The sequence below is a fragment of the Acinetobacter sp. CY17 genome (assembly GCF_059515825.1).
Window position 1 is genome coordinate 81,786 of record NZ_JCAKMX010000004.1, and the last position, 17,683, is coordinate 99,468.

The window sequence follows — 17,683 nt, forward strand, 5'->3', positions numbered from 1 at the left end:
TTAGATAGCGATAAAAAAAGGGATGCTTGCGCATCCCTTTAAAGATTTACTCTGTTATTGGCTTTAGCTTGGTGTTGCGACGAATCAGTACATACATAAACGGAATAAAAATCAGTACCAATACAGTACCAAAAATCACACCGCCCAAAACACTGGTGCCAATTTCTTGACGGCTGGCTGCGCCTGCACCGCTGGCTAAGACTAATGGCACAATGCCGGCACCAAAGGCCAGTGAAGTCATCAAAATTGGACGTAACCGTAAACTTGCCCCCTCAATCGCCGCTTCTATCACATTGACTCCACGCGCTTGTGCCAATGCTGCAAATTCAGCAATTAAGATGGCATTTTTACACGATAGACCAATGGTGGTGAGTAAGGCAATTTGGAAATAAATGTCATTTGGAAAACCTGCCAAATAACTAAAAATCATATTACCACCAACACCCAATGGAATTGCGGTCATCACAGCGGCAGGAATTGACCAACTTTCATATAAAGCTGCAAGGCATAAGAAAATAAAGCCAATTGAGATCAGATATAACCACATAGCTTGATTACTAGAGCGTTGTTCCTCAAAAGATAGACCGCTCCATGACAGGTCAACACCGCCTAAGTCATCAATCATATTTTGAATATCCAACATGGCCTGACCGGTGCTGCTATTTTTAGCCTGATCAGCCTCCATCTCTAACGCAGAGTAGCCCATATAACGATTCACCACTTCAGGACCACCGCTCCAACTTAAAGTAGAGAAATTGCTAAATGGCACCATTTGGTTATGGCTGTTACGCACCGACCACTGGGCTAAATCTTCAGGTGTAGCACGAAATTCTGCATCACCTTGCATAATCACCCGTTTAATGCGCCCACGATCAATAAAGTCATTAATGTAGTTACCGCCCCATGCCGCTGATAAAGTCGAGTTAATCGCATTTTGGGTTAAGCCTGCTGCCATCGCTTGCTTTTGGTCAATGCTGACGTTGAGCTCGGCTTTTTCAGGATTAGATTTTTTATCCAAATTTTCAAAACTGTTATAGTGATGTGCTTGGCTTTGTAACTGTGTAAATTGCGCATCTAAATATTGACGACCTTGCCCTTCAACATCACGTAGCCAAAAACTCAACCCATCCGTTTGGCCTAAACCATTGACTGATGGCGGCAGCATCATATTAATTTGTGCATTAGGATGCGCTTTAAAATGCGCCAATGCACGTTCGCGAATTGCTTGAGCAGAATTCTCTTGACCACGGCGTTCATCCCAATGTTTTAATGCAATGAAACCTTGGGCCAAATGTTGTCCTGAACCCGAGAAGTTACGCCCATAACGCAGCATGACCAGATTAACATTGTCTTTTTCTTGACTTAAGAAATACTCACGAATTTCTTCGCCCACTTCACGGGTTTTAGATAAAGGTGCACCATCTTGTAATTTAAGCTGCACACTCAAAATCCCTTGGTCTTCACTGGGAATAAAACTGGTGGGTAAAGCGCGGTAAAATAAGGCAAATACGCCAAGTAGACCGATAAATACCACCAAGGTAATGAGCTTATATTGAATCGTAGCGCGCGCTAAGGCTAAATAGCGCTGTTTTAGCTTGTCTAATGTTTGATTAAACCAGATTGCCCATTTGGCTTGCTTGGTTTGAGGTTTTAAAATTAAGGCACATAAAGCAGGCGTTAAAATTAATGCCACAGCCAATGATAAGCTCATGGCCGCTACCAATGTAATGGAGAACTGGCGGTAAATGACCCCCGTCGATCCGCCAAAAAATGCCATTGGAATAAATACAGCAGTTAAAACCAAAGTAATTCCGACCAAGGCGCCGCTAATTTCCTGCATCGATTCAATAGCAGCTTGCTTGGCCGTCATGGCTTGTTCATGCATCAAACGTTCTACGTTCTCGACCACCACAATTGCATCATCTACCAACAAGCCAATCGCAAGTACCAAGGCAAATAAGGTAAGCGTATTAATACTCATCCCGAGCAGATATAAAATTGCCATGGTACCTAAAATCACCACAGGCACCGTAATGGTGGGAATTAAGGTGGCACGCCAATTTTGTAAGAAGATGAACATCACGATCACCACCAAAATAATCGCCTCAAATAAGGTTTTTACTACCTCTTTCATCGACTCTTTCACAAATGGGGTGTTATCGCGTGGATAAACGATCTTATATCCTTCAGGCAGTTGTTTTCTTAAGCGCTCCACCTGTTGGTCAATCAATGCTGCGGTGGCAATCGCATTGGCACCTGAAGACAAGGAAATCCCCATCCCCGCCGATGGATAACCATTAATGGTGTTATAAGATTGGTAATTTTCTGCACCAAGTTCAATACGGGCCACATCTTTTAAGTAAACAAACTCACCATTTTGGCTAGATTTTAAAATAATCTCTTCAAATTCTTTTACGGTGCGTAAACGACTCCCTGAGGTGACTTTGGCATTGAGATATTGTTCAGTTGCTGTTGGTAATTCACCAATGGCACCGGCAGCCACTTGTGTATTTTGCGCTTCAACGGCTGCCCGAATATCGCTTGGTATTAAATTATATTGGCGCAGTTGATGCGGGTTAAGCCAAATACGCATGGCATATTGCGAGCCAAATACGTCAACCTCACCGACACCATCAACGCGTGCTAACTCTTGTTCCAAATGGGTCAGCATATAATCCGACAACGCAATGTTGCTGCTTTTGGCGGTTTCATCATATAGACCAATTACCATATGGGTGTCGCCTAAGGATTTAAAGACATTAACCCCTTGGCGTTTTACATCTTCAGGTAAACGATTAAGTGCGCCATTAATGGCATTTTGCACTTGCACTTGAGCCGTATCTGGGTCAGTACCGTTTTCAAAACTAATGCTAATTCGTGCCCGCCCGGAGGCATCACTACTCGAACTAAAATATAATAAATTATCTAAGCCCTTGATTTGTTGCTCAAGAACTTGGGTAACACTTTCTTCTACTGTTTCTGCTGAAGCACCACTATAGGTTGTAGCGACAGTAATACGGGGCGGTGCAATATCAGGGTAGCGTTCTACCGGCAAACTCATCACCGCGAATAAACCAAACGCCATCACAATAATGGCAAGCACCCCAGCAAAAATAGGTCGTTCAATAAAAAATCTAGAGAGCATGAGGATTCTGTAACATGCTGATTACAGCACTATAAAAAGAGGCAAATGAGAATAAATATTGTCTGTCTATTGACTAAAACACAAGCAAAATCTGAGTACTGATACAATTATGAAGAAATCATGAAGATTGTCTTCTTGTCATGTGGTTTTAAAGTTTGACTGCCACACTTAACTTTCCAATATAAATTTGAGCAAATGATGAGAATAAAAATTTGTCTAGCAATGGGTCTATTTGTCCTTGCCGGCTGTAATGATGATAATAAAACCAGTCACAGTCCTGCGTTGCCAGAATATCAAGCCCCTAAACTTATTATTGTTGGGCATCGTGGTGCGAGTGGTTCACGTCCTGAACACACTTTAGCAGCCTATCAAAAAGCGATTGACGATGGCGCAGATTTTATTGAACCAGACTTAGTTCCGACCAAAGATGGTTATTTGGTTGCTAGACATGAAAGTGAAATTAAAGACACCTCCAACATTGACCTCTTTCCACAATATGCCGATCGTTACCAAACCAAGGTGATTGATGGTGTGAGTTATACAGGCTGGTTTACCGAAGACTTTACCCTCAATGAATTGCAACAGCTCAAAGCACGTGAACGTATTCCAGATGTGCGCCCTAGCAACACCCAATATAATGACCTTTATGATATTCCAACTTTAGAACAAATTATTGAATTGGCCGATGCGCATTATCGTAAAACTGGCAAAATCATTGGGCTCTACATTGAAACAAAACATCCTAGCTACTTCGCCAGTTTAAATTTGGCCATGGAAGATAAGCTACTGAGTACGCTTGCCAAATATGAATATACCCGTGATATTGCGCCAGTCTACTTGCAGTCATTTGAAGTCACCAACTTACAATATCTCAATGAACAACTAGAACGTCATAAAACACTAAAACATAGCAAAATTGTGCAGCTCTATAGCAATAAAGATAGCCAACCTGCCGATTATGCATTGCAGGGGGTCAATAAGCGCTATGCAGACTTAGCAACCCCTGAAGGACTAAAGTTTGTGGCAAGTTATGCTGATGGCGTAGGTCCAAGCAAAACCTACATTTTACCCAACAAACAACCTGCCACCCCAACTTCCTTTGTGCAAGATGCCCATCAATATGGTTTAAAGGTGCATCCTTATACGCTACGTTCAGAAAACAATTTCTTACCTGATTATTTAGATTGCAGTAGCAATCCAGCCGAGTACTGCGAAACAGGTGCCTTAAAAGAATTTGAATTATTTTTTAAAGCCGGTGTAGACGGGGTATTTACTGATGATCCAGCTCTAGGTCGCAAAGCTGCAGATTTATTTCTAGCAAACCATCCTTAAAAAAAATCCCCGCAACATGCGGGGATTTTTTAATCTTATATATGTGCGGGATAAATTATTTACCACCAAACACATAAGCTACACCTAAACGACCGCCAACTTCACCATTACCTGCAGCACCCAATGCAGCACTTAATGAAGTACGCCCGTCAGCAAGCACACCTGCTAAGCCTAATGCACCAGCAGATTCACCTTCATAGTGACCGACACCACCAAATACAGCAAACTGGCCTGCGCCAATATTTGGAATTTGTTGTTGTGCTGCTAAGGCAATCGCAATACCGCGGTAAGCAGTTTCTTCTACATCATCAATACGTTTGTTTAAACGTGCTGCCGTAGAACCAAACGCTCCAATTTGCGCATCTGTATACGCATTTGCTGAAGCCAATACTTTGACATCTTCTGCTTTAGCAGCGTCTAAAGTTTTTGCATCTTCAGCTTTAGCAAAGTCTTGTGCTGCCGTTAATGTCTCACTGGCTTTTGTATCACTATAATAACGTGACGTTTCTTGGGTTGTTAGGATGGCTTGATCTAAACGTGAAACTTCAGACGTTACTTTATTGTCGATAATTGTGACATTATCGTCTAAGCGTTTTACTTCTACATCTAAATTTGTAACTGTTGCACCTACCCCATCAATACGATCGTCTAAACGCACAACTTCATTATCTACCTTAGTTTGTAAAGTATTTAATTCGTCTTTACTCGCTTTTTCATCCAAAGTTTTTTGCAGATCTTTTCCAGCTAAAATAAGCTTCTCTGTTACAATTTCTTTGGCTGATAAATTATCAGTAGTAATTTGACCTGCTTCAATTATGGTCTGAGTTTGGCCTAAGCTATTTTTATCAAGGATAACTAATTTATCGTTCGTCAATGTTGAGGATTGCTCTGTACCTGCTACATGGTCAATTTCCTTAACTTCTACTCCATATGATGGCTTATGGTCTTGTAAGCCTTTAGCATCCACACCTGTCTGATTAGCTAAAGAAATATCACCTACTGTAATTAGCTGTGATTCTTTTTCTATTGGAAGAGAATTATCATCCCATTCTGCAAAACTACCACTTAATGTAGGAATACCAGAGTAACCACCATCGCGACTATCATTGACTAAATTCCCTTGACCATATTTATATTGCTCTTCGCTTAGAGTTTTATAGCCATATTGCAAAAAATTACTATCTACAACTTTAATTTCTTTTGCACTATCATATGAGTGCTCTTCTTTTAAAGAAAGTCCTGCCAAAACACGATCGTAATTGCTTTCATCAACACCATCAATTTCATTACCTACACTAAATGACAAATGTGGTACATTAACACCGTTAATATTTTGTGTAGTTTCGTTTATATTTTCTATCTCAAAATATTGAGCATTGTTACTTCCTAAAGATGTAACTTTAAGAAAGTATTCATTATTTGAGCTTTTGTACAACTCATTTAAAATACTCGTTTCTTGATTTGAATTAGAGTTAATAATATTACTTTGAGATCCCAAGTCAACAAATTGGTGTGATGAATAGTCTCGATCCCCCCACCAACCATCAACAGTAGATTGCCAATCTGGTTGACTCGTTTGCCAACTAGACCAATCAAGTGTCGCAGCTTGAAGATTAGAAGTTAATGCCAATGCTAATGTTAATGCTGATAATTTAGAAGCAGTTTTAATTTTCATAAAGTTCTCCGATTATTATAAAAAGCCTGGTTTACCCTAGGACTTTGTAAACCAGTAAAACGTTGGGCACCGCCAAAGCCTATAAAAGCAGCAACCCGAACAATCCTCTGATGGATGCAGACATAATAATCAAACAAAAACTTACATATCAATCAATATTTGATTTAAATATAAAATAATAATTTATTTTTAATATAAAATTCTGTTAAACACATCACAATCTTTTGATATGTAAAAAAGTAAATTTCATGCTTTATTAAGAAAATAACAGCACCCGAATGTAAAATTACATTAGGATTAAATAATTCCCAGTCCCCAAAAAATAAAATTTAAAACTTTGTTTTTAAGCGATAAAAAATAAAATTACATTGAAAAAATAATTAAAATTTATTCAAAAATCGATTATTGCTAAATAATTACTACATTTTTAATCTATTTTATTTGCTATGCTAAGAATGTTCTCAAAGCAATGAAACGTAAAATTTCTCGTACAATAGTCCATATTGATTAATATGTATTTTGTATAAAATATAGTTCTATATGTGTTGTGTCAGTTTTACATGAGCAGTCAACAAGAAAAGCAGTTATTCTCAGAACGCTTAAAACAAGCGTTAACCCAAGCCGGTTATCCGATTAGTCCGACTTTTTTATCAACCGAATTTAACTACCGCTATGATGGTCAACCCATTAGCGTGCAATCAGCAAATAATTGGTTATTGGCTAAGGCTATCCCAAATCAGGATAAACTTGCTGTACTGTCCATTTGGTTAAATGTCTCCAACCAATGGCTACGCTTTGGTGATCAAGATGCAACGCATGCGACGCAAGCCGTCCTAGAAAAATCAAACGATGTAGATTTAGATTTCTTTTTAAAGTTTAAAAAATTATCCCATCAACAAAAGCAGATTTTAAAACAATTGCTTGATGAGTTTACGAAGTCTTAGCATGTGCAAGCAGCTGAATATATTTTTTTTGTTGTTCTTGATAGTATTGTATTAAATCTTCGTATTCTCGAATTTTACGATAGAGACGCTGCACTTCTTCTTTAGGTATTAATAGCATTTCTGGTTGTTTTATTTTATTGTTCATATGTATGAATAAGATTGACTTCTGATTAAATAATAAGCATTTGTTGTAACATAAAACAACCAAAAATACTAATAGAATTGTGACAAAAAACACACCTTAGTATGATTTGTAGAAATATTTAGCATTCATCTATTGAAATTAACATAAAAAAAATCCCCGCAATATGCGAGGATTTTTTTATGAATGAGAGATGACTTACATCATACCGCCCATACCACCCATACCGCCCATGTCAGGCATTGCAGGTTTGTCTTCTGGGATTTCAGTGATCATACATTCAGTTGTAAGCATTAGGCCTGCAACAGATGCAGCATGCTCTAAAGCAGAACGTGTTACTTTAGCAGGGTCAAGAATACCCATTTCTAGCATGTCGCCATACTCTGAAGTTGCAGCGTTGTAACCAAAGTTACCTTCACCGTTTTTCACTGCATTGATCACTACAGATGGTTCATCGCCAGAGTTTGCTACGATTTGACGTAAAGGCGCTTCAATAGCACGGCGTAAGATATTAATACCTACGTTTTGGTCATCGTTGGCACCTTTAACATCGTCAAGCGCTTTAGCAGCACGTACCAATGCCACACCACCACCTGCAACAACACCTTCTTCAACCGCAGCGCGAGTTGCGTGAAGTGCGTCGTCTACACGATCTTTCTTCTCTTTCATTTCAACTTCAGTTGCAGCACCGATTTTGATCACTGCAACGCCGCCTGCCAATTTAGCAACACGTTCTTGCAGTTTTTCTTTATCGTACTCAGAAGTCGATTCTTCGATTTGTGCACGGATTTGCGTAACACGCTCAGCGATTTGCGCAGCATCACCTGCACCATCCACAATCACAGTGTTTTCTTTAGATACGGTCACTTTGTGTGCAGTACCTAAATGATCCAGTGTAGTTTGCTCTAAAGACATACCAATTTCTTCAGAAATCACTGTACCGCCAGTTAAGATCGCGATGTCTTGTAACATTGCTTTACGACGGTCACCAAAACCAGGTGCTTTTACTGCACATACTTTAATGATGCCGCGCATGTTGTTCACAACAAGAGTTGCAAGCGCTTCGCCTTCAACATCTTCAGCAATAATTAAAAGTGGTTTACCCGTTTTCGCCACTGCTTCTAATACAGTGATTAATTCACGGATGTTGCCAACTTTTTTGTCTACTAAAAGAATGAATGGGTTTTCAAGTTCAGCAGTTAAAGTATCTTGTTTGTTAGCAAAGTATGGAGAGATATAACCACGGTCAAACTGCATACCCTCTACAACGTCAAGCGCATCTTCAAAGCCTGAACCTTCTTCAACAGTGATCACGCCTTCTTTACCTACGCGTTCCATTGCTTCAGCAATTAAACGGCCTACAGTCGTGTCAGAGTTTGCAGAGATCGAACCCACTTGCTCAATCGCTTTAGTATCTGATGCAGGTTTAGCAGTTGCTTTAATTTCAGCAACTAATGCTTTAACTGCAAGGTCAATACCACGCTTAAGATCCATTGGGTTCATACCAGCAGTCACTGATTTGATCCCTTCATTTAAGATCGCTTGCGCAAGTACAGTTGCAGTTGTTGTACCGTCACCTGCGATATCATTGGTTTTTGAAGACACTTCGCGTACAAGCTGTGCGCCCATGTTTTCAAATTTATCTTTTAATGTAATTTCTTTAGCAACAGAGACACCATCTTTAGTGATGTGCGGTGCACCGAAAGAACGGTCGATGACAACGTTACGACCTTTAGGACCTAAAGTCACTTTTACCGCATCGGCAAGTACGTTTACGCCTGCGATCATTTTTGCGCGAGCTGAATCACCAAATTTTACGTCTTTAGCTGACATGTTTTAACTCCAAATTTTTTAAAAATTATTTAAGTGAATTAAAAGGACAAATTAAGCTTCAAGAACCGCTAAGATGTCAGATTCTTTCATAATTAAAAGCTCTTCGCCGTCAACTTTTACAGTTGTACCTGCATAAGTACCGAACAATACTTTGTCGCCCACTTTAACGTCTAAAGCGCGTACACCATTGTCCGTAATTTGACCATTACCTACAGCAATGATTTCGCCTTGTGCTGGCTTTTCCGCAGCAGAACCTGGAAGTAAAATACCGCCAGCCGTTTTTGTTTCTTCTTCAACACGACGGATTACTACGCGGTCATGTAATGGACGAATGTTGCTCATAGAAAACTCCATCAAATAAGTCTTAAAGTAAAAGACGTCAACTTCGACTTTTTTATTCCTTCAGTCAACGCCATTAAAATCTATGACTCAGTTGTGGGGATGGAAAAAAACGCTTCAAGGGCAAAAATTAAAAAAAATGCATTTTTTGCTCATTTTTTAATCTTTAGCGATAATTTTGTTTAATCTTAAGCATTCGCGGCGCCTCGAATAAAACATTGTTTCACATGATCAAAATAATAATGCGTAACTTGTCCATTGGCGTGCAGTGTATTTAAGCTATTCGGTAAGCCTTGATGTAGACGATAGGAAGTGGCAGTGCCTGCCTGAATGGCAAGCACGGGATGCTGGGCTCTTAGATGATAAATTTGATTTAGGTCATGCACAGCTGTTTGATGTAAATGCCCATGCAACACTGCATTAAGTCCACTTTGGCTCCAAGTTTCTAGCGCGATTTTGCCTAAAATTGGACAATCTTTAAGACCATGTCGATTATGCGGCGGTGTATAAAAAGGTTGATGGGCCAGTAACACTTTATATTTATGAGGTGGTGCTGCTTTAAGCTTGGCATCAATGCGTTGAATTTGCTCAAGCGAAATATGGCCTTTGGTATGATAACGCCGACGAATACTATTTAAACCTAAAATATAAAAATGCTCAGTCTCTAAAGTACTTTCTAAACTGCCAAAAAATAATTGATAGGTATAAAAGGGTTTGACTGCCCGTTGCCAAACCGCGTATAGCGGAATGTCATGATTACCTGGTACCACCAAATACGGCAATTTCAAGCTGTCTAAAAATTGTTTGCAGGCATAAAACTGACTTAGTCGCGCGCGTTGAGTCAAATCACCACTCACCACAACAGCTTCTATAGGATTATTTAAACAAAACTCTCGAATCGCGGTTAAACAGACTGGTTTTTCAGTCCCAAAATGTAAATCAGACAGATGCAGTAACATGAGGCACCACCACCTTTAATGCAGCATGATCCACCCAAATTTTTAAAGGCGGTTTGACTTTGACCAATTCACCATCAATCGCAAGACTTAGCTTTTTGGCCCGACTATGAATAATCACCTGATCTGCAGCAAAGCTATGTACATCTGCTGTACGTTCTAACTGACCCCGTATAAGCTGCCATAACATTTTAAATAAAGTGAATTTATCGGTCTTGGCCACCACCACACCTGCGACTTTGCCTGCCGCTGCATCTTTGGCAATTTTTAAATTGAGTTCTGCCAACTGTAATTGATTATTGCCTAAAAACACTAAAGGTGTGGTCACTGGATAACGTTGTCCATCAACCTCCACATCAAGCTTTAATTCTTTACGATCTCGAATAAGTACATCTAAACCTGAGGTATAGGCGTTTAGGGTTAAACGCCCCAAATAATGGTTATAACGTTCACGTTTTTGAATAAAAAGTGGATACAAGCCTAAACTGGCATTATTTAGATAAATATACTGATTTAAACGCGCCACATGTACAGACTGAACTGCGCCTTGGCTAATCACTTGAGCTGCTTCAATTAAATCCAAAGGAATACCCAACACACGCGCCACATAATTAAAGGTGCCTAAAGGCAAAATCCCCATTTTAATGGGGGTATGCAACAAGTAAGCCGCGACCGCATTTAAGGTTCCATCCCCCCCTGCTGCTACGACTACCCCTTCAGGTTGCTGTTGATGGCGCTCTAAGACATGCTGCATCATCTGTTGAAATTGCGCCTCATCACGCATTTCAAAACTTTGAATGCTAAAACCTGCTTCACTCCATAAGGTCATGATTTGTTCATAGACGCTTTCTTTATGATTAGCATGAAAACCAGATTTTTGATTATAGATAACCGACAGGGGAATTAAAGCGGGCGCCATAGGAATTTCCTTTTATCATGCTGCTAATTTCGAGCAATTTACAGGCAAAGAAAACAGCTTTTATGTAAAATTCAAATCAGCATCATTTATTTAATCAATCATAAAATTTATTTAAAAAATGATTATAAGATATTGTTTTTTAAAACAATAATAAAAATAAATACTCGACATAAAAGCAATGAATCCCCAAAAAAAAATACAATATTAGTTGTAACATATTGTTTCATATGATTTTTTTAAAATTTAATTCTTTAAAAGCCAAAAAAATCAGCATCATGCTTTAGTCTTATTTTTTTTGCAATTTTATGCTTTAATAGCGCCACTTTTTTTCATATTGAGTTCAATTTCTGCACTGCATGCGAGATTGAGCTGTACTTTTTGTACATTTTGTACATATTTGAGATAGGCCTCACCATGACCCAAGTGAACGCACCAGCATTCGTTCGTCACCCTAAGCTTATTGCATGGGTTGAAGAAATTGCACAATTAACTAAACCTGCAAAAATCGAATGGTGTGACGGTAGCCCAGAAGAATATCAACGTTATATCGACTTGATGATCGCTAACGGCACAATGCAAGCGCTTAACCAAGAAACTCATCCAGGTTCTTACCTTGCGAACTCTGATCCTTCTGACGTTGCTCGTGTTGAAGGTCGTACTTATATTTGTTCAGAAAACAAAGAAGACGCTGGCGCAACGAACAACTGGGAAGCTCCAGCTGAAATGCGTGCTCGTCTGAACGGTTTGTTTGACGGTTCAATGAAAGGTCGTACTTTATACGTGGTTCCTTTCTCTATGGGTCCTTTAGGTTCTCATATTGCCCACATTGGTATTGAACTCACTGACTCTCCTTATGTTGCTGTTAGCATGTCTAAAATGGCACGTATGGGTAAAGCAGTTTATGACGTTTTAGGTACTGATGGTGACTACGTACCTTGCGTACACACAGTTGGCGCGCCGTTAGAAGAAGGTCAAAAAGACGTGGCTTGGCCATGTAACCCAGACAAATGGATCGTACATTACCCAGAAACACGTGAAATCTGGTCTTATGGTTCAGGTTACGGCGGTAACGCATTACTGGGTAAAAAATGCTTAGCTTTACGTATTGCGTCTTATATGGGTCGTCAACAAGGTTGGTTAGCTGAACACATGCTGATCCTTGGCGTGACAAACCCACAAGGCGAAAAACACTACATCGCAGCAGCATTCCCATCTGCATGTGGTAAAACAAACTTCGCGATGTTAATTCCACCAGCAGGTTATGAAGGTTGGAAGATTGAGACTGTAGGTGACGATATTGCTTGGATCAAACCAGGTGAAGACGGTCGTCTATATGCAATCAACCCAGAAGCTGGTTTCTTCGGTGTAGCACCTGGTACAAATACCAAAACTAACCCGAACTGTATGGCAACACTTCATAAAGACGTGATCTATACCAACGTTGCTGTGACTGACAATGGCGAAGTTTGGTGGGAAGGTCTTTCTAAAGAAGCACCTGCAAATCTTACCAACTGGAAAGGTCAACCTCACACTGGTGAAGAAAAAGCGGCTCACCCGAACGCACGTTTCACCGTATCTGCAGGTCAATGTCCTTCGATTGATGCTGACTGGGAAAATCCAGCAGGTGTTCCAATCTCTGCATTTATCTTTGGTGGTCGCCGTGCGGACACAGTGCCTCTAATTTCAGAAGCATTTGACTGGGTTGACGGTGTTTACAAAGCGGCAACAATGGGTTCTGAAACCACTGCTGCTGCTGTTGGTCAACAAGGTATCGTTCGTCGTGACCCGTTCGCGATGCTTCCTTTCGCTGGCTACAACATGGCCGACTACTTCACGCATTGGTTAGAAATGGGCGAGCAAGTTGCTGCTAAAGCTGAAGCTGCGGGCAACAAACTTCCTGGTATCTACAACGTGAACTGGTTCCGTCGTGATGCTGAAGGCAACTTCGTATGGCCTGGTTTCGGTCAAAACATGCGTGTTCTTGAGTGGATCATTGATCGTTGTGAAGGTCGTGCAACTGCTGTTGACACGCCAATCGGTCGCGTTCCAACTTATGAACAGTTGAACTGGACAGGTACAGACTTCTCTAAAGAGCAATTTGACCTTGTGACTTCTCAAGACAAAGATCAATGGATCAAAGAACTTGAAAGCCACACTGAATTGTTCGACAAGCTTGGTGATCGTATGCCAGAAGCGTTGAAAAAACGTCAAGCAGAGCTTTTAGAAGCGGTTAAATCTGCATAATTGCTGATTTAAGTCAAAAAAAGGTCGCGTAAGCGGCCTTTTTTTTATGCACCAAAATATAGCGAAAATCTTATCTTCTGAGAATATATGCGCTAATAAAATACCAACTTATTAAAAAACACAATAAAACTTAAGCATTTGTTAAATTTTAATCATTTTATTAATAGGTGATTAAGTACTAAGCTAATTTTGCACTAATGTCTTATCTGATTCATTTCAATAAACACTTATAACTCAGCCACAATAATTTTATTAATTGCCATGTGAGGGTCATGGACAATTAATCTCAATGATTCGAGGAGAATTCATGAGTCAAACTACACCAACATCACCGCCAACCATTGACCGTAAAACACGGGTGAAATCGATTATCGGGGGGTCTGCAGGTAACTTAGTCGAATGGTATGACTGGTATGTATATGCCGCATTTACGCTTTATTTTGCACCACGATTTTTCCCAGAAGGCGATGACACGGTTAAATTATTGCAAGCTGCTGCTGTATTTGCCCTAGGCTTCTTAATGCGTCCGATTGGCGCGTGGGTCATGGGCATTTATGCTGATCGCAAGGGTCGTAAAGCAGGCCTTTCTCTTTCTGTATCATTAATGTGTTTAGGTTCCTTAATGATCGCCTGCGCACCTACTTATGATACGGTAGGGATGCTAGCGCCCGCAATCTTATTACTTGCACGTTTATTACAAGGCTTAAGCGTTGGTGGTGAATATGGTTCGAGTGCCACCTATTTAAGTGAAATGGCGGGTAAAAACCACCGCGGCTTCTTCTCGAGTTTCCAATATGTCACCTTAATTTCAGGACAGCTTTTAGCGCTATGTACGCTCATTGTATTGCAGCGTACTATGAGTGAAGCAGCACTGAGCGATTGGGGCTGGCGTATTCCATTTTTTATTGGTGCAATCTTAGCGGTTGTGGTGTTTTGGATTCGTCGTGGTTTAGTCGAGAGTGAATCTTCTAAGCAAGCACAAAAACAAGCGGCTGAGGGTGGGCCTAAATCGGGCGCGATTGAACTATTTACCAAGCATCCTAAAGCAGCGTTTACAGTAATTTTATTAACTGCGGGTGGTACATTAGCATTTAATACATTTACCACCTATTTGCAAAAGTATTTGGTGAATACTTCAGGTTTTGAAAAAACTACAGCAACAGAAATTACTACTGCTGCAATCTTTATCTTTATGTTAATCCAACCTGCAATTGGTGCGCTTTCAGATAAAATCGGTCGTAAGCCAATTATGATTGCCTTTGGTGTACTCGGTGTACTGTTTACTATTCCAATCTTCAATGGCTTAGCGACAACATCAAGCCCAACCACAGCGTTTATGCTGTGTATGAGCGGTATGTTAATTGTATCGGGCTATACTGCGATTAATGCTGTAGTGAAAGCAGAATTGTTCCCTGCTCATATTCGTGCTTTAGGAGTGGCCTTACCTTATGCAATTGCCAATACATTATTTGGGGGTACTGCAGAGCTTGTAGCATTAAGCTTTAAAAATGCGGGACATGAAACTTACTTCTTCTACTACATTACCTTTATGATTGGTATTTCTTTAGTGACTTACATCTTTATGAAAGATACTAAGAAACATTCGATGATTACTGACAATTAAATATTGTTGTGTAGCAGATGTAAAAAAGCGCCCAGTCAGGGCGCTTTTTCTTTATGATACAACAGCCTAAAACCAACAATAAATGGAATGCTTTATGCAAAATATCTATAAATTCGCGGCTTTGTCTGCGCTTGTTTTATTAGCAGCTTGTCAAACCACTCCACGTAGCTATAACGGCGTTACAGGTTATAGCGTTGAAACCCAAACCCCAAATAGTGCCACCTTAGCTTACACTTTAGCAGGCCGTCAAAATCAGCAGTTAGATGCCAATAAGTTACAGGCAGCCTGTCAAAAGGTTTTAGGGCATCAACACCATTATCAAATTAAAGTCCTGAGCATCAATGAAATTGCTAATCCTACGCAAATGGATGAGTCTTATGGACGTCAAATTGGCAATACACGCACCCAATTTGCTTTAAGCAATACACAAGAGCTTCATAGCCAACAAAACTATGCCACCTTACAAGCGCTAGAAGCGCGTCCAAGTACACTACATGTGGTACGTTATACCTGTAGCCTGTAATCTGCTCAGTCTTGTAAGACGCTCTTACAGCGTCTTATAAAAGCTTACATTACGAAATTCAGGTGATTCATCTAAATCTGGCCATGTGGTGGCACTTCGCTCATCTAATTTTTGGTATTTTGGATGACTAAAGTTTTTAACACGGCTATCTGCGACCCATACTTCTGGGGCAAATTTTAAAAATTCATCTAAGAAAAAACGATTACACTGGTCATACAGCACATCAGCAGCCAACAATATATCGACTTGTTCAGCTTTATATAGATCATCTAAATATTCAAGCTCAACACCATTCAGTATTGCATTGGCACGGCACGCATCAAGACTAACCTTGTCGATATCACAACAAATTACACGTTTAGCACCAGCCATTTTTGCCGCAATCGCACCCCCCCCCGAACCTGCACCAAAATCCAACACCACTTTATCTTTAACATGATGAGGCTCTGCCAATAACCATTGCGCCATTGCCAAACCTGATGCCCAGCAGAAGATCCAATACGGCGTATCATTCCAAATCCGACGAATCACGTCATCATCGAGTTTATCGGTTGGAAAAACAGGTGGAATGAGCCAAAGAGAGATTGGAGTTTCGGGCAATTGCTGCGCATATAATTCACAATTAGGAATCACAGTATGCAAGGATTTTAGTAAATGTTCAGGCGCTTTGGGAAATTGGAACGTGCAGGTCATTAGAATTTTATTTTTCGGATATGCAAAATTTGATGTTAAGAACAGACATTAAATTCAAATGAAAGTTCCCTCTCCTGAGCGAGATTTAAAGCACTGCTTTTAAATCGAAGCGCAAGGGAGAGCTAAAAAGAGGATTATTTATAAAAAAGTACCCTCGTCCTAGCCTTCTCCCTGAGCCATATATAGTGTAAAAGAGGCCTTAGAATCTCCCCTAACCCCTCTTTAGACAAGAGGGGGAAAATTCCCTCCTGAGCTAAATTTACAGCACTGCTTTTAAATTTAGCGCAGGTGGAGGGTTAAGGAGGATTAAATTAACCCAACGCCTTCTCAGCCGCTTCAACCGTTTGACGGATCAAAGTTGTGATGGTCATTGGACCTACACCACCTGGAACTGGTGTATACGCAGATGCAATCTCTTCAATACCTTGTAATTGAATATCACCTACACCGCCGCCATCACGTGGATGGAAGCCAGCATCAACAACCACAGCGCCTTGTTTGATCCAATCTTTTTGGATTAATTCTGCTTTACCTACTGCACCAACAATGATGTCTGCTTGCTTCACAAAGCTTGCAAGATCTTGCGTACGTGAATGGCAAATGGTCACAGTGGCATTGGCTTCAAGCAACATAGCAGCCATAGGTTTGCCTAAAATTGCAGAACGACCGACAACAACCGCATGTTTACCTGCAATTTCAATGTTGTTTTCTTTTAAGATCGTCATGATGCCCGCAGGAGTTGCAGAACCATACGCTGTTTCACCCATTGCCATACGACCGTAGCCCAAGCAAGTTACACCATCGACGTCTTTTTCAAGTGAAATAGCATCAAAGCAAGCACGCTCATCAATTTGTGCAGGCACTGGATGCTGTAACAAAATACCGTGAACATCAGGATTGGCATTAAGTTTCTCAATTTCAGCCAATAACTGTTCAGTCGTGGTCTCTTTTGGAAGTTCAACTTTTAATGAATCCATACCGACGCGGCGGCACGCATTCCCTTTCATACGTACATAAGTTGCAGATGCACCATCGTCACCGACCAAAATAGTCGCAAGGATTGGAGTACGACCTGACTTTGCTTTTAACGCTTCTACGCGAGTGAATAAGTCAGCTTCAATTTGCTTTGCCAATGCACGACCATCTAAAACTAATGCCACGGCACTTCTCCCAAGTGTTGATATGAATCAATTTTGCACATAATACATGATATTTTCAGGTTTTTTTCGCTATATGTATATTTTATAAGCATTTGAGTAATATCCCCTATTGCGTTTTTTTCTGACCCTGCTAATATACGCATCAACAAGACGT

13 protein-coding genes are annotated in these 17,683 nt (G+C 40.3%); 5 read left to right on the forward strand and 8 right to left on the reverse strand.

Features of this window, described 5'->3' with window-relative positions; genetic code table 11:
- Positions 1 to 46: 46 nt before the first annotated feature.
- The gene (locus AC5YCI_RS04440; protein ID WP_496175266.1) at positions 47 to 3,145 is read right to left on the reverse strand and encodes a multidrug efflux RND transporter permease subunit; all 3,099 of its coding nucleotides are present in this window, start codon (positions 3,143 to 3,145) and stop codon (positions 47 to 49) included.
- Between the two features lie 198 nt (positions 3,146 to 3,343).
- Here AC5YCI_RS04440 and AC5YCI_RS04445 point away from each other — a divergent pair, with 198 nt between their 5' ends.
- Entirely contained in the window at positions 3,344 to 4,477 is a 1,134-nt protein-coding gene (locus AC5YCI_RS04445; RefSeq protein WP_496128177.1) for a glycerophosphodiester phosphodiesterase, read from the forward strand.
- A 55-nt stretch (positions 4,478 to 4,532) separates the two neighbouring features.
- Here AC5YCI_RS04445 and AC5YCI_RS04450 read toward each other — a convergent pair whose 3' ends face one another.
- Positions 4,533 to 6,152: a YadA C-terminal domain-containing protein gene (locus AC5YCI_RS04450; RefSeq protein WP_496128176.1), complete on the reverse strand. Its 1,620-nt coding sequence runs from the start codon at positions 6,150 to 6,152 to the stop codon at positions 4,533 to 4,535.
- A 560-nt stretch (positions 6,153 to 6,712) separates the two neighbouring features.
- On the opposite strand from AC5YCI_RS04450, the gene AC5YCI_RS04455 reads away from it, so the two are divergent.
- Positions 6,713 to 7,096 carry a hypothetical protein gene (locus AC5YCI_RS04455; protein ID WP_496128175.1) on the forward strand — a complete coding sequence of 128 codons (384 nt, stop codon included), beginning with the start codon at positions 6,713 to 6,715 and terminating at the stop codon, positions 7,094 to 7,096.
- A gap of 340 nt (positions 7,097 to 7,436) precedes the next feature.
- Here AC5YCI_RS04455 and groL read toward each other — a convergent pair whose 3' ends face one another.
- The 4 genes from groL to AC5YCI_RS04475 form a co-directional block, all read right to left on the reverse strand.
- Complete coding sequence (gene groL / locus AC5YCI_RS04460) at positions 7,437 to 9,071, reverse strand: chaperonin GroEL (protein WP_496128174.1); 1,635 nt, start codon at positions 9,069 to 9,071, stop codon at positions 7,437 to 7,439.
- A 51-nt stretch (positions 9,072 to 9,122) separates the two neighbouring features.
- A complete protein-coding gene (locus AC5YCI_RS04465) occupies positions 9,123 to 9,413 on the reverse strand; it encodes a co-chaperone GroES (RefSeq protein ID WP_067729023.1) in 291 nt (96 codons plus the stop codon).
- 185 nt (positions 9,414 to 9,598) lie between these two features.
- Complete coding sequence (locus AC5YCI_RS04470; protein WP_496128173.1) at positions 9,599 to 10,369, reverse strand: metallophosphoesterase family protein; 771 nt, start codon at positions 10,367 to 10,369, stop codon at positions 9,599 to 9,601.
- A complete protein-coding gene (locus tag AC5YCI_RS04475; RefSeq protein ID WP_496128172.1) occupies positions 10,350 to 11,285 on the reverse strand; it encodes a diacylglycerol/lipid kinase family protein in 936 nt (311 codons plus the stop codon). Before AC5YCI_RS04475 ends, AC5YCI_RS04470 begins: the two co-directional genes overlap by 20 nt.
- Before the next feature lie 414 nt (positions 11,286 to 11,699).
- On the opposite strand from AC5YCI_RS04475, the gene AC5YCI_RS04480 reads away from it, so the two are divergent.
- The 3 genes from AC5YCI_RS04480 to AC5YCI_RS04490 all read left to right on the forward strand — a co-directional run bounded on the left by AC5YCI_RS04480 (position 11,700) and on the right by AC5YCI_RS04490 (position 15,676).
- Positions 11,700 to 13,529 carry a phosphoenolpyruvate carboxykinase (GTP) gene (locus AC5YCI_RS04480; RefSeq protein ID WP_496128171.1) on the forward strand — a complete coding sequence of 610 codons (1,830 nt, stop codon included), beginning with the start codon at positions 11,700 to 11,702 and terminating at the stop codon, positions 13,527 to 13,529.
- A gap of 307 nt (positions 13,530 to 13,836) precedes the next feature.
- Positions 13,837 to 15,153 (forward strand): MFS transporter, encoded by a 1,317-nt coding sequence (locus AC5YCI_RS04485; protein WP_496128170.1) that lies wholly within the window; start codon positions 13,837 to 13,839, stop codon positions 15,151 to 15,153.
- A gap of 94 nt (positions 15,154 to 15,247) precedes the next feature.
- Positions 15,248 to 15,676, forward strand: coding sequence for a hypothetical protein (locus AC5YCI_RS04490; protein WP_496128169.1), 429 nt, complete (start codon positions 15,248 to 15,250; stop codon positions 15,674 to 15,676).
- Between the two features lie 24 nt (positions 15,677 to 15,700).
- Here AC5YCI_RS04490 and AC5YCI_RS04495 read toward each other — a convergent pair whose 3' ends face one another.
- Entirely contained in the window at positions 15,701 to 16,369 is a 669-nt protein-coding gene (locus AC5YCI_RS04495) for a class I SAM-dependent methyltransferase (protein ID WP_496128168.1), read from the reverse strand.
- Between the two features lie 311 nt (positions 16,370 to 16,680).
- Positions 16,681 to 17,529: a bifunctional methylenetetrahydrofolate dehydrogenase/methenyltetrahydrofolate cyclohydrolase FolD gene (gene folD, locus AC5YCI_RS04500; RefSeq protein ID WP_496128167.1), complete on the reverse strand. Its 849-nt coding sequence runs from the start codon at positions 17,527 to 17,529 to the stop codon at positions 16,681 to 16,683.
- Positions 17,530 to 17,683 lie beyond the last annotated feature (154 nt).

Bases quoted from the DNA above. Each gene is read 5' to 3' on its own strand.
- AC5YCI_RS04440 (WP_496175266.1), bottom strand. From the start codon at position 3,145: ATGCTCTCTAGATTTTTTATTGAACGACCTATTTTTGCTGGGGTGCTT.
- AC5YCI_RS04450 (WP_496128176.1), bottom strand. From the start codon at position 6,152: ATGAAAATTAAAACTGCTTCTAAATTATCAGCATTAACATTAGCATTG.
- AC5YCI_RS04445 (WP_496128177.1), top strand. From the start codon at position 3,344: ATGAGAATAAAAATTTGTCTAGCAATGGGTCTATTTGTCCTTGCCGGC.
- AC5YCI_RS04485 (WP_496128170.1), top strand. From the start codon at position 13,837: ATGAGTCAAACTACACCAACATCACCGCCAACCATTGACCGTAAAACA.
- AC5YCI_RS04480 (WP_496128171.1), top strand. From the start codon at position 11,700: ATGACCCAAGTGAACGCACCAGCATTCGTTCGTCACCCTAAGCTTATT.
- AC5YCI_RS04470 (WP_496128173.1), bottom strand. From the start codon at position 10,369: ATGTTACTGCATCTGTCTGATTTACATTTTGGGACTGAAAAACCAGTC.
- AC5YCI_RS04455 (WP_496128175.1), top strand. From the start codon at position 6,713: ATGAGCAGTCAACAAGAAAAGCAGTTATTCTCAGAACGCTTAAAACAA.
- AC5YCI_RS04495 (WP_496128168.1), bottom strand. From the start codon at position 16,369: ATGACCTGCACGTTCCAATTTCCCAAAGCGCCTGAACATTTACTAAAA.
- AC5YCI_RS04465 (WP_067729023.1), bottom strand. From the start codon at position 9,413: ATGAGCAACATTCGTCCATTACATGACCGCGTAGTAATCCGTCGTGTT.
- groL (WP_496128174.1), bottom strand. From the start codon at position 9,071: ATGTCAGCTAAAGACGTAAAATTTGGTGATTCAGCTCGCGCAAAAATG.
- AC5YCI_RS04475 (WP_496128172.1), bottom strand. From the start codon at position 11,285: ATGGCGCCCGCTTTAATTCCCCTGTCGGTTATCTATAATCAAAAATCT.
- AC5YCI_RS04490 (WP_496128169.1), top strand. From the start codon at position 15,248: ATGCAAAATATCTATAAATTCGCGGCTTTGTCTGCGCTTGTTTTATTA.